Below are 14,395 nucleotides of genomic sequence, written 5' to 3' on the forward strand. Positions count from 1 at the left end.
CGACACCCTTACGCCTCAGCCAGGCGATCCGCCAACTGCTCGACCAGCCCCAGGATCAACTGGCGATCCTCCGGTGAGACCGTAGCCAGCATACGACTGATCCGTTGCGCCTGATCGTCGGTTCGCGGGCTTGCTTCTGTCAGCAGGTCCGCGGCCTCGCACTCAAAGATGGCAGCGAACTCCAGCAACCGAGAAATGTTGGGGATAACGATACCCCGCTCGATGCGGGAAATCGCCTCGCTGCCAATGCCAAGCCGCTCCGCCACATGCTCTTGCGTCATACCGACGCGGACACGCTGCTTGGCAATCGCTCGGCCTACAGCTTCGGCCAGGTGCTTCTGATCAATCTCGGACATGTTGCCTCCCATCTCGACCTGGATGGTTGGCTAACCACTTATTGACATGAAGGACTCAAAAAGTTGAACCTCAACCTTTAACGTCCACAGACAACCTAAACACTCAGGAATCTCCCTGCAGGATGCAGCCAGCTTCAAAACCTTCCCTTTCATTTTCAAAGCATTCGAGGATCACATGAACCTGCGAACGATCATTCTCGTGCCGCTTCTGCCCCTGGCCTTGGCCGGCTGCAACGACGCCATCGATACCGTCAAGAACGGTCGAATGAAAATCAACGAGCAATACACCGTCGACCAGGCGTTCAGCAATCGAAGCATTTGCGACAGCGTCGAGTGGGACGTCATCACCGATGACAGAAACAGAGAGCTTGTTCAGTACAAGTGCCATATCACCGGCATCGAGTCGTACTACGCACAGGAAAAGCAACGCATACGAGAGAACTTGCTCAGCGGCTTCGACTTGGAAAAGCGGGCTGCCCAAGTCCATCTGGAACCGGCACGCATGGAGATGGAAGCCGCCGAGAACGCGCTGAATAAACCGCGGCCCGCCAACACTGATACCTTGGACAGCGACCGGCTCACAGACCTGCTGGCCCGGGAGGATCTGCTCTCCGAAAGCGCCCCCTCACGCTCGCTTCAGAACTATTCCGGCAGCCCAGAGGTTGCGGCAGCTGCGCAGCGTTACTTCTTGAGCTATGTGCGAGACCCGGCCTCCCCTCAGTTCGCCGCGCACAAGCAAAACGAACAGGAGCTGCTTCGGACCATGGCGGCTGAACGCGAAAAGCTTCAAGCCCAGATTGCAGAGGAGCGGGCTCGCTTGAGCGAAGTCCAGAATGCTCGCGGGCAAGAATCGGTGGCTCACGCTCAGCAGCGCCTGAACCGGGCAACGGAGCTCTATGAAAACCTGCAGAACTCCGTTGCTGCCAAGCTTGAGGAACTGGATGCCCAGCACGCCGCCAAGCTGAAGCAGTTCGACGGTGCAGCCACCATAGAGTCAGTAGCCGAGGTCTTTGAGTGGGTCGTCAAGGGTGAGGAAATCGAACTCGTCTGGTCGGGGCTGGAAGGCACCTACGGCGACGGGCAGATCAAGAGGTTTGGCCACATCAATCGGCTCGGCAGCCTTCAGGACGTCTACCGCAATAACGTGAAGACCTATTCCGACCTACGCCAAAAAGCGCCGCTACTGTAGGTGCCTCATGAAGCGACTGACCGCACTTGTTCCGATATTGCTGCTGGCGACCTCGATCAACGTCCAGGCCAATGCCTACTGTGATTCCAGGCGATCTGCTCAAGAGGTTGAGACCTGCTATCGGCAATCCCTGACGGCGCTCAAACGAGCTGTCGACAAGGGCTTCAATAAAATCATAAACAGTCCTAACTACAGCGAAGCAACCAAGCAGCGTGTTCAGGAGGAGCAACACGTTTGGGAGCAGAGCGTCCAGACCAACTGCCAGAACTACGCTTGCGTTGAATATCAGTTCCAGGGCCGGCTGCTTCAACTGAGTCGAATGAAAGCAGATCCAGCCCCCTCCGCAATGGATGCCGAAGTGTGCCTGGATGCCTGGATCGCTGCCTATCGCCAAGATGAAGGAGACGAAGTCGCGATCATCCTACGACCAGATCACCGAATGGCAGCAATGGTGCAGCGAAGGCCGCCTGCCCTGATGCCCCACTGACACAGCTGACCTGAAATACGGGTACAGCTGATCCCCCTCAAACCGCCAGATCACTCGATGGTCCGGCGGTTTTTTTATGCCCCTACAAACACAGCCATATGGAGGTCCTATGACTGCCAAATTCAAGGCCGGCGAGTCCGCTGGCACCTACATCGCCGATGCACCGGTGACCGAAGCCGATATCGTGGAAATGGCTCAACATCTGGCCAGCAAGCGGCTGCGTAAAGGCCAGGCCTTGCATCAACCCAAGGAGGTCTTTAGCTACCTGCAGCTCCTGCTACAGGGCTATGAACACGAGGTATTTGCACTGCTACTGCTGGACAGCAAACACCGTGTCATTCGATTCGAGGAGCTGTTTCGCGGCACCCTGGACGGAGCCAGCGTCTATCCCCGCGAAGTCGTCAAAGTAGCGTTGGAACACAATGCAGCAGCCATGGTGTTAGTGCATAACCACCCTTCCGGTGATCCGGAGCCAAGCCATGCAGACCGTGTCCTGACCAGCAGACTCAAGCAAGCACTCGAGATGGTGGGCGTGCGCACGCTCGACCACATCATTGTGGGGGCTGAAGGCTGCGTATCGCTCGCCGAACTCAATCAAATATAAATCCACACCTGAGCCATATAAAAAACGGGGTGCGGTCGCTTCCCGCACCTATTTATTTTCCATCACAAGGTTAAAACCACCGGCTTTCAGCCGGTCAGCTTTAGCGCCACGATACGTAGGTGGAGGGCTAACGCATGGACTACAGATATGGAAGCCATACGGTTTACCAGATTGAGTATCACTTTGTTTGGGTGACGAAGTATCGATACAAGGTGCTTAGCGGTGAGGTGGCCGAGCGATTACGCGAGCTGGTGAGGCAGACGTGCGAGGCGTTTGAAATCCGGATTGTGAAGGGTGTGGTGAGCAAGGATCACGTGCACATTCTAGTGAGCAGTCCGCCGAATTTGGCGCCGAGCGAGATTATGAGGCGGATCAAGGGGCGTACGGCGAGCAAGCTTTTCGAGGAGTTTCCCCATTTGAAGAAGCGCTATTGGGGTCAGCATTTTTGGGCGCGCGGTTACTTCTGTGCGACGGTAGGGCAGATGACGGAAGAGATGATCAAGCAGTATCTGGAGCATCATTTTGAGCCGAACCCGGATGACAATTTCAGGATGGAGTCGGACTGATGCGACGCGTCGTTCAGTCGACGCGTATCCGGACTTTCAGTCCGTAAGTCACTAACCCACCGACTTCAGTCGGTGGTTGTTGAGTTTTTTGTAAAAAACAACATACCCACCGCTATCTATTAGTGATATTTCTCAAGACCAAAATAATAAACAAATGAAAATATCAAAGCCACCAATAGCAAGACCCCCAACTAGAAAAGAATCACACCAAGTGCTCGGTAAATAGTTTTATGCTTTACATACCCATACACACAGAATGATCAGCAGATGAAAAGACATAAGACAAACACTAACTTATCACTTCACTACAACAATACTTACCAAGGCCTACCAGTCATGGTAGGCAAAGGCCCCTTCGTAGTTAATCATCTCTTTCAACTACAACACCTCATGCTAAGTGCTCTCACCCGTCACCACAGGATTTACGCTATACGATTTGATCTACGCCTACCCGAAGATAAGTCAGCACGCCCCATCGATGCATTAACGAATAACGTAATTCAACGATTCTACGCCTCTTACAAAAATAAAATACAGATTGATCGTAAACGAGCTAAATCCGCTAACAGTAGAGCTCATGACAGCAACATTCTATATGCCTGGACAAAAGAAATTGCAAGCCAAGAACAGCAACACTATCACGGAATAGTTTTCCTCAACCATGATGCTTATAATAGCCTTGGAACCTTCGAGCTAGGTAGAAGAAACAACTACAACCGCCTTGTTGAATCTTGGGCCAGCGCACTCAAGATACCCGCTGAAAAAGCTACTGGTTTGGTGCACATACCTAAAAACGCAACCTATCGGATAGACATTGATGACAGGGAAAGCCAGAAGCGCTTCTTCAGGAGAGCCAGTTATATTTGCAAAGCAGCGACCAAGCAGTACGGTAATGGGCAGCATGGGTTTGGTTGCAGTCGATGTTGAGCAGGTGGGTAACTTCTTTATTTCACCCACCCACTGCAACCCTGCAGAACACCCGCCAGGAACAATTTAGGCCGTGTTGCGCGCCTCAATCCTCGATTGAATCCAAGCAGTGACCTCGTTTTCAATCCAACCAACGCTTCGCCCCGTCAAGGGCACAGACTGTGGAAACATGCCTGACCCTATCAGCTTATAGATAGTGGATCTGGCCAATCCGGTAGAACTGATTACCTATTTCAAGCGAATGATTCTCAATTTCTCACCTCCTGCTATCAATCTTGACAATGTCATATTTTTACATGAAATTACTGACATTGTCAGAAACGGTGATCACCGGAGGCTGGACGATGAGCGACGGACCACACAGAAGCTTGCCGATGCGAAAGCCTTGGAAAGATCTGGCCATGCGCGGCGACAAGGCCGCCTACAGCGCCAGTGAAGTAGCAGAGGCCGCAACCAAAGCCCTCGCCAGCGATTTCAAGATGGAGGTTTCCTGGGAACTGACCCAAGAGCTGAAATCCATTTTTTCCGGTCGTGACAATTCCCTCATGCTCCCTGAGATTGCGCTTGCTCAGCTAAATGATGCAAACGCTCTTGCTGCTGGATCAGTGTTTGGAAGAAATGTCGTGGCATGCAGCATTGAGCTCATCCATGAAGGCAAATTCGGTTCAGATGCGTTTCATGAAGCTGTAGGCCTTGCTGCCAAAATGCGTGGACTAGCAACCGTGCGCTCTGTTGAAGAGCACTACCTGAGAGAGTCCAACCACAGGCGAGCGGACCATGTGAGCACGCGTATCTCCGACGCAATCTGCGGACTCTCAGAAAACCAACTGGGCTTGATTCTGTTGGGCCCAGCACCGGTCTCTCTGCGCTCAAGAAAAATGACCGGCTTGGACGCAGGAGTATCGCTTTGAAAAAATTCTCACCGCTGAAGGAGATGGCTGTTGATGTGGTCGAATCCGGCGTACGCCCACGAAAAGGCGTGCTGCCATGCCATCTCGGACAGAACATCAATTTCGATCTAGAAGCTCTCGCATCCTTCTCCTCGCAAAAATGGCAACCCAGGGTCTATGACGCCCTAGTCGTGGCCGCTGCCGTTGAGTTTTGTGATCGCACTCTTACCCGCAGCACAATGAACTGGGGGCGGCGTTTTGTTGTACGCATTCCAGTTCATGACCACGAAAAATGGTCAGAAAATGCAGTTACCAGAGCACTAGTGGAGGCACTGAACCTTCTTACCGGAGATGCCTGGCATTTCGAGTTTCACGCTCGAAAAGCTCCCGCAGAACCACCAGTTCAAGATCACATGCAGTTCCCATCCAACGCGGAAGCGGTCATTGCCTATAGCGATGGCATGGACTCCCGTGCGGTAGCCGAGCTGGAAAGCAAGCGCTTAGGAAAACGCTTGGTTCGCGTGAGAGTAGGCAGCAAGCAGCACGATATCTCCAGGAAGGAACGTCTCAAAATCCCGTTCACGGCACTCCCCTATTCAGTGAAGCTTGATGAGCGCAAAAATACTGAAACTAGCGCCCGAAGCCGCGGATTCAAATTTGCTGTCGTATCTGCAATGGCGGCATACCTAGTTGATGCACCAGCAACCATCGTTCCTGAAAGCGGCCAAGGCGCACTCGCACCGGCCCTCCTTCCAGTTGGTCATGGATACGAGGACTACCGAAACCATCCGGTCTTCACCAAGCTGATGGAGCGATTTGTTAACGCGCTACTCGACTATCCGATCCAATTCCAATTCCCTCGTCTATGGAAAACGAAAGGCGAAACCCTGCGCGAGTTTGTCGAAACCTGCGGAGATGGAGCTGGCTGGGCAACTACCAGATCTTGTTGGCAGCAGTCGCGACAAACTGCCGTTCTAGGCTCACGGCGACAATGTGGCATTTGTGCTGCGTGCATCCTCCGTCGCCTAAGCGTACATGCCGCTGGCTTGAATGAAGCGCCGGAGACCTACGTGTGGGAATCGTTGAGTGCAACGGACTTTGAAGCTGGAGCAGCAAAAGACTTCAGCAGACAAACTCAAGCCTTGCGAGAATATGCCATCGCAGGGGTGCTCCATTTCGAGCACCTTTCTTCTATTAGGGAATCCACGCAGTACGAACTGATCAAACGCCTCAGGACGAACGAGCTAGCTCGTGCTTTGGCTGAAACGCCACAAACGGTGGCGGAGAATTTTGACCGGCTCTTGCAACAACATGCCATTGAATGGTCAGCGTTTACGAACGACCTGGGACCAGAGTCGTTCGTGAGAAAATGGATAGATTACGCATCATGACCAAACCAAATTACGAACTCAGCCCAGTAGAGCTAGGTGAACGACTGAAGGTTGCGCGGGAAACCGCGAACATCACCCAAGATGCTGCCGCTAAGGCAGTAGGCGTTGCGCGCACCACGCTTGTGGCCATTGAGAAAGGGCAACGTACTGCTCGGCTCGATGAAATCCAGGCACTTAGCCGCTGCTATGGCGTATCTGCCAACTCGCTGCTGCGACAGGAAGCCATTCATGTGGATCTTGTTCCACGCTTCCGCTCGCTTCCGGATACCAATGAGGTAGGTGTCGAGCAAGCTGCGCGGATGCTGAACGATCTCGTCAGAGCTGAGGTTGAGCTTGAAAATGTGCTCGGTATTCAGAGAGCACATAACTACCCTGCAGAGAAAACTATCCTTCCTGGTGATGTCCGCAAGCAGGCGGAGCACGATGCACAAAGCCTGCGAAACTGGCTGGGACTCGGCGAAGGACCAATTCAAGACATATTTGCGCTTTTGGAGCTACAGCTAGGCGTGCGAGTCTATAGCCGAAGACTCGCCCCAAGAGTATCTGGACTGTTTGCTTATGACGACGCCGTTGGTGCTTGCATACTAATCAATGCCAGTCACCGAAAAGATCGTCGAGCCCAAACCAGTGCTCATGAGCTTGGTCACTTTATTGCGACCCGTCGCCGGCCAGAGATCTATCAAGACGAAAAATATGAAAACTCCCGCGAGGAGCGGTACGCGAATGCATTCGCGAGTGCATTTCTTACGCCAGCCCGGGCCGTCATGGAGAAATTCAAGGAGTTGACCATTGGCTCAACCCATCTCACTCGCAGACACATCATCCTGCTTTCAAGCTTTTTTGGCGTATCCCGCCAAGCGATGGTGATGCGCCTTGAAGAGCTGAGCCTGACTAAAAAAGGAACCTGGGACTGGTTCATGGATAATGGCGGCATTACCGATGAGCAAGCCCGTCAGGTCCTGGGAGATACTGTATTTGACTCGGTCCCTGCTGATGTGACGCAATCGTCACGACTCTTCTTGCTAGCGATCGAAGCATGGAAGAAAGATCTAATCAGCGAAGGCCAGATGTCAGAGATGCTGAAACTTGATCGCGCGCAAGTGCGTGAACTGCTTGATGAGGCAGAAGAGGACGAGGTAGATGACCTTTTCAAGCTGTCTCAATAACCAGAGAAACGCCATCGTCCTCGATGCTAGCGTAATCATAAATTTGCTGGCGACTGGTCATGCGAACACTATCCTGCAAGCATTAGCTGTCCCTCTCTATGTAACCGACTACGTCGTGCGCGAGATTGCGCAAGGTGTAGTAAATGGCCGCCCGGAACCGGCGTTACTGGATGAACTAATCAGCAATCAAATCTTGATAGTCAAGGAGCTAACAGGAACCGCCTTGGAGGATTTCTTTGGGCTGGTATCCGGACATACGTCAAGCTCACTTGGTGACGGCGAGGCGGCTACTCTAGCCCTCGCATATAGGAATGATCTCTCTGCTGCCATTGACGAGAAGAAAGCTACCCGGATCGCTGCTGAGCGCTTTCAAATGCTGAAGCTCGTCACAACCGTCGATATCCTAGCGGCTCCACCTGTTCATGAGTCGCTGGGGAATGAGGCACTCAGGACCGCAATACTTCGGTCACTACAGCGAGCGAGAATGCAAGTTAGAGAGCATCAATTTGAGTGGGTAGCTCAACTGATCGGAAAAGAACATGCGGGGCAGTGCCCGAGCTTGAAGAGATACGCAAAAAACAAGAAACCAATCCTAGTTTCCTAATTGAGCAACGATCTCAGAGTCAACAATATTTTTCTATCGTCGCCAGTAGTCCTATGTCCTGGCAGGCTTGCATAAACGCTCGCTTGAGAAAATTGATATTTGCAAATGGGTCTGATTTAGAAATGTCTTCGATGTAATCGCCTGCACTGTATGCCTGCCGCCGATTCAGAATCCTGAACTGCTCAACCCAGTCAATTGCGTCGGCGCTGCAAAGCTTTGCCTTGTAGCGCTCTTCGATACCATAAACATCCTTCCAGGTTTCAATTTTCTCAGAGATGCTTGCAGGTCCAAACTCCAGCTTTATATCTGCTGGAGTGAGATCAGCGACTCCTGAATGCTGCAAAGCCACCTGAATTTCGATGGCTGGACCAGCAACATACGGATAGAACGCCTTATGCCGTCCGGACTCTTTGTGCGCAGGATCCTTACTCAACTTATAGACACTATTGCACTCTTGACAAGCAGGAGCCAAGTTCTTGAAATTAATGGAATTAAATGGGTAACGATACTTGGGAAGATAATGATCATACGCTTCCCTACGAGTATGATGAATACCTCTCAAGTCATTAATTCCACAGAACGGACATTTGCCAATTTTATTTGCCTCAAAGAATTTTTTTATTATGATCATTAATATCGCCAATTTTCCCCTTAATCGCGGACAACCCAAGAATCGAATTATCGTAAAGCCCACGAAAGAACTCCGCCAGCCGCTTACCAAGAACCGGATATACAGAAATAACGTCTTTGTATCTCGCGAGTGGCACTACCGGATCATTGGCGCAAGCTTTCTCCAGATCATTATTACTGCGGTACCATTGCTGAAACTCGCTAATCTGCGCGGCGGTCAGAGCTGAAAACAGGCCGTAGATTCGCTCCACATGACCAGCAAAGAACATTGCGGCTTTACCGTCATCGTAGTGAAGTGCAGTCATCACTTCGTGAAGATCAGGATTTGCAATAAATAAATCCAAACTGTAATCGCCACTTGTCGGCGCCTTGCACCATACATCATGAAATATGAAGTCGATGAAAGCCTGCATCTTTTCCATCTGGTGCGGCACGTACGTGTACGGAAAGAGCATCAGCCCAGAGTCTCCCCATTGCTGGGTTGATCGCCATCGAGGATGGCCTTGATCAGCAGCATCTTCTCCACCGAGTCGCCGAGTTGCTGGTGAATCTCCGCAATCAACGTTTCTCTGTCTTCGCCCCCCTGTTCGAAGCGGGCCCGCAACGCGCCCAACAAGGCCTGCGCATGGCCGCCGATGGTTTCGCGTTTGCCGAAGGTGTTCATGGTGATTTTGTTAATCGACGCGCCCAGTGTGTTGTAGTCCGGGTGGCGGATGCTGACCGATCCGGTGGTTTTGTCCTTGGCAAACACCAACACCTTCTCCGGCTTGCTATCGGAAATCAGGAAGGGCGTGTGGGTAGTGATCAGCATCTCCTGCGCGTACTCATCGTTGCCGGGCAGGCACTGGCGCAAGCGGCTGATGAAGTTGGCGCGCCAGTCGGGGTTGAAGTGCGTTTCGGGCTCGTCGAGCAAGAACAGGCTGTTGGTCTCGCGGAATAGCAGGCACAGCCCAAGGCTGTGCAGCAACTGGTGCTCGCCGTCCGATAATTCCTTGAGCATCATTGGCTCGGCCACGCCCTGCTTGGTGAAGCGCGCGAACTTGAAGCGCATGATGCGCTGGTCGGACGCCAAGGTTGGCACCGTCTCGCTGACGTAGTGGCTGGTGGAGGTGTAGAGATCGGTCTTCAGAACCTCGTTGACAGCATACAGGTTGAGCGTCAACAGCACCTGAAACGCCTGGAACAGTACCAGCGCCGAACCATCGAAGTTCTCGCGAAATGCTTGCCGGGTCGCCTCATTAACCCAGTAGTCGAGCACCAGCGTATCGCTGGCGTCGTCGATGTAACTGAGCGTGGCGCAACGCTTGAGCGCGCTCACCACCAGCGAGGACTTGTCGTCACCCTCCAGCAGCTGCAGCAAGTTCAGACGATAGCGGCTACCTCCTGGCTCATCAGTTTCCGAAAGCGCGGGATTGCCTTTGATGATCTCGCGGCGAACCCACTCATCAACTGATTGGCTGTTCTCAGACTCTGAGAGTCCGCGCGCTCGAGCTTCCGCCTGTATTCGATTTCGTCGCTCGCGCTTCTGATCTTCATCAGCGAGATCGAAGGCTTCGAGCTGCACTGCGTCGATGGGAATTCGGCGGCGCAGGATAATTCGGAACTCCCGCAAGGCCTCGATGCCCACATCCTCGCGGAAGGGCTGCAGTGTGGCCTCGTCCTGAAACAGCAGGTTGCACAGCAGGATGGCCTGGCTGAATCCGCTGTCCAGATAGGCCAGCCGTGTCTCCGGATGGCCGGGGTAGCTCAGTTGCCGGGTCAATGCATGCCAGTACTCGTCGAACTGCACGAAACGCATCTTAAAGAATGGCAGGCTGAGGATCTCGTTCTCGCCCGAAGAGTAGCCCAGCACATATTGCGGCAGCAGGAGATCGCGCTCTTCATCGGTCAAACGACTAGAGGCAAAACCCTCGGAAGGGAATGTATCGTTGTTTTCCCAGCGTAGCCAGGGCGACCGTCCCGCTTCCTTGATCACCACTACGTGGGCGAACGTCGGGCTGCCTGAGGTTCTGTAGTCCTTTGGCAGCTTGATCAAGTATTCGAGTTCATAGGCGACGGGCGAAACATCTGGCGCCTCGTCCTGCAACGCCTCAGGAAGAAAACTGCGGCGCACGCGCAGCACTTCCAGCTGGTAGAAGATCGCCGCCAGCACTTCGAGCAGGTTGGATTTACCGCTGCCATTCGGCCCGGCGCAGACGAAGGGCGCAAAGTCGTTCGCTTGCGCCAGCTCGTCTTGCAAGCTCCACTCGGTGCGGAAGTGGTGCTCAAATCCGTAGGACAGGCTGCGAAAGCCTTTGGGGTCGGTGATCTTGAGGCGCAGCAGCTTCATGCCAGGCTGTGCTCGGCGACGGCTTTGAGCTCGATGCGGTTGCCGTCGTCGTCAAACGCCTGCGTCAGGGCACCCGCGGCCAAGGCTTCGAACACCCAGGTCTTGATGGACTCGTAGTCGCTGGCAGTCCATGCAAAATCATTGTCCGGGTGCAGTTCCGCCAGCCGGGCTTGCGCGGCGGCGATGAAGCGTTCAAGGAAGAAAGCCACACTGCCCAACTGCGTGCGATAGGCCTCCAGCCAGAAGCGCAGCAGCGGCGCAAGCCGTGTGCGGTCTTGCAGTGCGGGCGGCAGCAAATCGGTTTCGGGCAGCTCGATCACCGGCACGGTGATGGGCGCAGGCACGGCAGCGGCCACGGGCTTTTCTCCTTCAATAGGGGCGGCAGGCAAGGCTACCCGCGACAAATCCAACTCGCCCTTGAATGCCTGCTGGCTCAGGGCGCCGTAGAGGGCTTCGAGGTCGATGAGGCTCTGTTGGTAGAGGGATTTGATGTCTTCGACTTTTCCGACGATGGATGCGAATTCATTCTGCAGCTGTACTGGCGGGGTTATTAAGCGGACTGTCTTGAGGTTCGCCTTCGAGATGTTCGGCATGGAACCTGCGGCTCCAGCCGCCAATGACTGGATTGCCTTGCGCTGCGAATCGCAAGTGAGTAGCTTCCAGATAAAGATTGGATTTATCTCCGCGCCTTGCTTGAAAACAAATCGGAAAATAAGATCGGGCATCAGGAGCTTTGGCCGGGTCTGAAATACGTAGGCGCAGGCAGCCACTAATTCGTAGGTGTTCTTTCTGCTGAACAGCAAGTCACCAGCTTTGACTTCATCGCGCACAGATGGAGACACGTCCTTCGGCAATGCCTTGTTTTCGGCCTCATCGAATTTGCAGCGTGTTACCGCTCCTAGCTTGAGTACGCCCCATTCGTCGGGCTCGGCTTGCCGGGCTTCACACTTAGGGCTTTTTCCGCTTTCGATATCTGCGAGCAGCTCTGAAAACTGAGTTTTATCCCAACCGCTCTCATTCCGCACCGGGTCACCAAACATCTCCAGAAACACGCTCTTGAGCAGGTCGTCGAGTTGTTGCAGGTGTTGTTTGCGCTGGGCGATCAGCCCTTCGATTTTGCCGAGCAGATGGGCAATTCGGATTTGGCCTTCGAATTCTTCGGGGATGGGGATTTCAAGTTTGTACAGTTCTTCCTGCGTAATGCCCTTGACAGTCGCGCCAGATCCCTTTTTGACGATCTCTTCTTTCAATGACAAAACTGCGTGCAGCAGGAATTTCGCATCTAAAGGAACCTTTGGAATCAACGCTCGCAGGTCTTGGTTTATCGCCAAATCGACGGCGTTGATCGCGGCTTTCCCCAAGGACATTCTCGTGGGGATAATGACGTGCCCTTTGGGTATCAGGTTAGCAGAGCTGTTCCTAAGTCCTTCCTGCGTGATGAAGTCTTGGGTTTCGGACAATGAAGTAGAGGTAAAATCCTTGACGCTCGCCCAGGGAATGTCGCCATCCCAATACTCTGGAACTTGTTTTGACGGAGTGCCACCGCCCCTAAAAGTAACCAGCTCGCGAAGAGGTTTGAACGTAGTCATCCCACCATCCCCTTCAACTCCAGCAACTCGCGCACGATGCCGCTCTTTACTTTGCCCAGCTCCGCTTCATCCACACCCCCGACCTCGGCCTGAATCAACCGATCCAGAATCACGACCGGCGCGTCGTAGTGCACTTCCTCGAAGACATCCTGCTTGTAGCGTGAGAGCGAGAGGTCGTAGTTGTTCTTCTCATCGGCAATCTCGCTGCGCGGCACCATGAAGCACTTAGCGGTTCGGTCGGTGTCAGTGGCGGCATCGCGGGCGTAATATCTACCAATGATGTCTTGCAAGTCGCCATGGCCGTCCTGCTTGCTGCGCTTGTCGTCCAGCGAATAGCCGTCGGCGACCATTTCGTAAAACCAGACGTGTTCGGTAGCGGCTTTGCTCACCTTGTCTTTCGGCCCCCAGACCTTGGTGAACAGCAGAATGGCGGTGCTGACCCCGGCATAGGGTTTGAACACGCCGCTGGGCAGGGTGATCACGGCCTTGAGGTCGCAACGCTCCACCAGCATCTGGCGCAGCGTTTTGAAGGCCCCGCCGGAGCCGAACAACACGCCCTGCGGCACGATCACGCAGGCGGTGCCGCCCTTCTTGAGCAGACGGTAGATGTTCTCGACAAACAGCAGCTCGGTCTTGGTGGTGGCCAGTTGCAGGTTTTCATTGATGTCCCCCTTGTCGATGCTGCCGGTGAAGGGCGGGTTGGCCATCACGATGTCGTATTCGGCTTCCTCGGTGTAGCTTTTGCTAAGGGTGTCCTTGTAGTCGATGTGCGGCTCGTCGATGCCGTGCATCATCAGGTTCATCAGCCCCAGGCGCACCATGGTCTGATCGATGTCGTAGCCCCACAGCGAGCTGGAAAGGATGGCCTGCGCCTTTTCGGTGAGCGCCGCCGCGACCGATGTGCGGGTGAAGCCGTCTTCATCGGGCGCGAGGTCGTGGGCGCCGGCTTTTTTCGCCAATTCGGTGACGATGTACTGATACGCGCCGAGCAGAAATCCGCCTGAACCGCAGGCCGGGTCGGCAATCTTATGGCCCAGTTGCGGCTGCACCAGATCGGCCATCAGCTTGATAATGTGGCGCGGCGTGCGGAACTGGCCGTTCTTGCCGGCGGTGGCGATCTCGGACAGCAGGAACTCGTAGACATCGCCCTGGATGTCCTGGAAGGCCTGGCCTTTCTCCTTCGAGTCCCTCTCCATCACCTCGAAGATGTCGTCGATGGTCTTCACCGCTTCCACCAGCAGGGCAGACTTGGGAATGATGAAGACCGCGTTCTTCATGTGGTGGGTGAAGTTGGATTCGGCGCCGTTCAGGTCCTTGAGAAAAGGGAATACCTTGCCCTGCACGTGCTGCAGCATCTCTTCGGCCTGCATGCGCTTGAATTCGCTCCAGCGCAGGCTTCGCTTGTCGATGGCGAACTTCTCGGGCCCCGGCTGGCTGCGGTATTCGGGAGGAATCCACGTGCCCGTGAACTTGGAGATGTAGTTCTCGCCGGTCCATTCGGCATCGGCCTGGCGCTTCTGGTCCAGCTCATCCAGCCGTTTCATGAACAGCAGGTAGGTGATCTGCTCGATGGCGGTGAGCGGGTTGCTGATGCCGCCGCTCCAGAACTTGTTCCAGAGCTGGTCGATCTTGCTTTTGAGTTCGGGGTTGTTTTGCAGCATGGTGTG

16 protein-coding genes are annotated in these 14,395 nt (G+C 54.0%); 9 read left to right on the forward strand and 7 right to left on the reverse strand.

The window, feature by feature from the left end; all coding sequences use genetic code 11:
- Positions 1-8 precede the first annotated feature (8 nt).
- Entirely contained in the window at positions 9-356 is a 348-nt protein-coding gene (locus tag PIN01S_RS18375) for a helix-turn-helix domain-containing protein (protein ID WP_033982519.1), read from the reverse strand.
- Positions 357-531: 175 nt separating this feature from the next.
- Here PIN01S_RS18375 and PIN01S_RS18380 point away from each other — a divergent pair, with 175 nt between their 5' ends.
- From PIN01S_RS18380 to PIN01S_RS18400, 5 genes are all read left to right on the forward strand, one after another.
- Positions 532-1,545 (forward strand): GumC domain-containing protein, encoded by a 1,014-nt coding sequence (locus tag PIN01S_RS18380; protein ID WP_084337636.1) that lies wholly within the window; start codon positions 532-534, stop codon positions 1,543-1,545.
- A gap of 7 nt (positions 1,546-1,552) precedes the next feature.
- Positions 1,553-2,032 carry a hypothetical protein gene (locus PIN01S_RS18385; protein ID WP_084337638.1) on the forward strand — a complete coding sequence of 160 codons (480 nt, stop codon included), beginning with the start codon at positions 1,553-1,555 and terminating at the stop codon, positions 2,030-2,032.
- 109 nt (positions 2,033-2,141) lie between these two features.
- On the forward strand, positions 2,142-2,636 hold the full coding sequence (gene radC, locus PIN01S_RS18390; protein ID WP_084337640.1) for a RadC family protein: 495 nt from the start codon (positions 2,142-2,144) through the stop codon (positions 2,634-2,636).
- 134 nt (positions 2,637-2,770) lie between these two features.
- The gene (gene tnpA, locus PIN01S_RS18395) at positions 2,771-3,202 is read left to right on the forward strand and encodes an IS200/IS605 family transposase (protein ID WP_084337642.1); all 432 of its coding nucleotides are present in this window, start codon (positions 2,771-2,773) and stop codon (positions 3,200-3,202) included.
- 267 nt (positions 3,203-3,469) lie between these two features.
- A complete protein-coding gene (locus PIN01S_RS18400) occupies positions 3,470-4,129 on the forward strand; it encodes an inovirus Gp2 family protein (RefSeq protein WP_084337644.1) in 660 nt (219 codons plus the stop codon).
- Positions 4,130-4,195: 66 nt separating this feature from the next.
- Here the strand turns inward: PIN01S_RS18400 and PIN01S_RS27360 are convergent, their stop codons facing one another.
- Complete coding sequence (locus tag PIN01S_RS27360) at positions 4,196-4,354, reverse strand: helix-turn-helix transcriptional regulator (RefSeq protein WP_305777617.1); 159 nt, start codon at positions 4,352-4,354, stop codon at positions 4,196-4,198.
- A gap of 71 nt (positions 4,355-4,425) precedes the next feature.
- Between PIN01S_RS27360 and PIN01S_RS18410 the strand changes: the two genes are divergently transcribed.
- From PIN01S_RS18410 to PIN01S_RS18425, 4 genes are read left to right on the forward strand one after another with little or no spacing between them, the layout of a single operon-like run.
- Entirely contained in the window at positions 4,426-5,040 is a 615-nt protein-coding gene (locus PIN01S_RS18410; RefSeq protein WP_244505986.1) for a hypothetical protein, read from the forward strand.
- Complete coding sequence (locus PIN01S_RS18415) at positions 5,037-6,410, forward strand: 7-cyano-7-deazaguanine synthase (protein ID WP_244505987.1); 1,374 nt, start codon at positions 5,037-5,039, stop codon at positions 6,408-6,410. The genes PIN01S_RS18410 and PIN01S_RS18415 overlap by 4 nt, the downstream gene beginning before the upstream one ends.
- Positions 6,407-7,576: an XRE family transcriptional regulator gene (locus PIN01S_RS18420; RefSeq protein WP_084337646.1), complete on the forward strand. Its 1,170-nt coding sequence runs from the start codon at positions 6,407-6,409 to the stop codon at positions 7,574-7,576. The genes PIN01S_RS18415 and PIN01S_RS18420 overlap by 4 nt, the downstream gene beginning before the upstream one ends.
- Entirely contained in the window at positions 7,551-8,180 is a 630-nt protein-coding gene (locus PIN01S_RS18425) for a PIN domain-containing protein (RefSeq protein ID WP_084337648.1), read from the forward strand. Before PIN01S_RS18420 ends, PIN01S_RS18425 begins: the two co-directional genes overlap by 26 nt.
- Before the next feature lie 19 nt (positions 8,181-8,199).
- On the opposite strand, the gene PIN01S_RS27205 is transcribed toward PIN01S_RS18425, so the two are convergent.
- From PIN01S_RS27205 to PIN01S_RS18445, 5 genes are read right to left on the reverse strand one after another with little or no spacing between them, the layout of a single operon-like run.
- Positions 8,200-8,811, reverse strand: coding sequence for an HNH endonuclease (locus tag PIN01S_RS27205; protein ID WP_244505988.1), 612 nt, complete (start codon positions 8,809-8,811; stop codon positions 8,200-8,202).
- Positions 8,786-9,232: a hypothetical protein gene (locus PIN01S_RS27210; RefSeq protein WP_244505989.1), complete on the reverse strand. Its 447-nt coding sequence runs from the start codon at positions 9,230-9,232 to the stop codon at positions 8,786-8,788. The genes PIN01S_RS27205 and PIN01S_RS27210 overlap by 26 nt, the downstream gene beginning before the upstream one ends.
- A 32-nt stretch (positions 9,233-9,264) precedes the next feature.
- A complete protein-coding gene (locus tag PIN01S_RS18435; RefSeq protein ID WP_084337650.1) occupies positions 9,265-11,139 on the reverse strand; it encodes a restriction system-associated AAA family ATPase in 1,875 nt (624 codons plus the stop codon).
- Positions 11,136-12,728 carry a restriction endonuclease subunit S gene (locus PIN01S_RS18440; protein ID WP_084337652.1) on the reverse strand — a complete coding sequence of 531 codons (1,593 nt, stop codon included), beginning with the start codon at positions 12,726-12,728 and terminating at the stop codon, positions 11,136-11,138. The genes PIN01S_RS18435 and PIN01S_RS18440 overlap by 4 nt, the downstream gene beginning before the upstream one ends.
- Complete coding sequence (locus PIN01S_RS18445) at positions 12,725-14,389, reverse strand: type I restriction-modification system subunit M (RefSeq protein ID WP_084337654.1); 1,665 nt, start codon at positions 14,387-14,389, stop codon at positions 12,725-12,727. Before PIN01S_RS18445 ends, PIN01S_RS18440 begins: the two co-directional genes overlap by 4 nt.
- Positions 14,390-14,395 lie beyond the last annotated feature (6 nt).

The sequence above is a fragment of the Pseudomonas indica NBRC 103045 genome, from assembly GCF_002091635.1.
Taxonomy (GTDB): Bacteria; Pseudomonadota; Gammaproteobacteria; order Pseudomonadales; family Pseudomonadaceae; genus Pseudomonas_M; species Pseudomonas_M indica.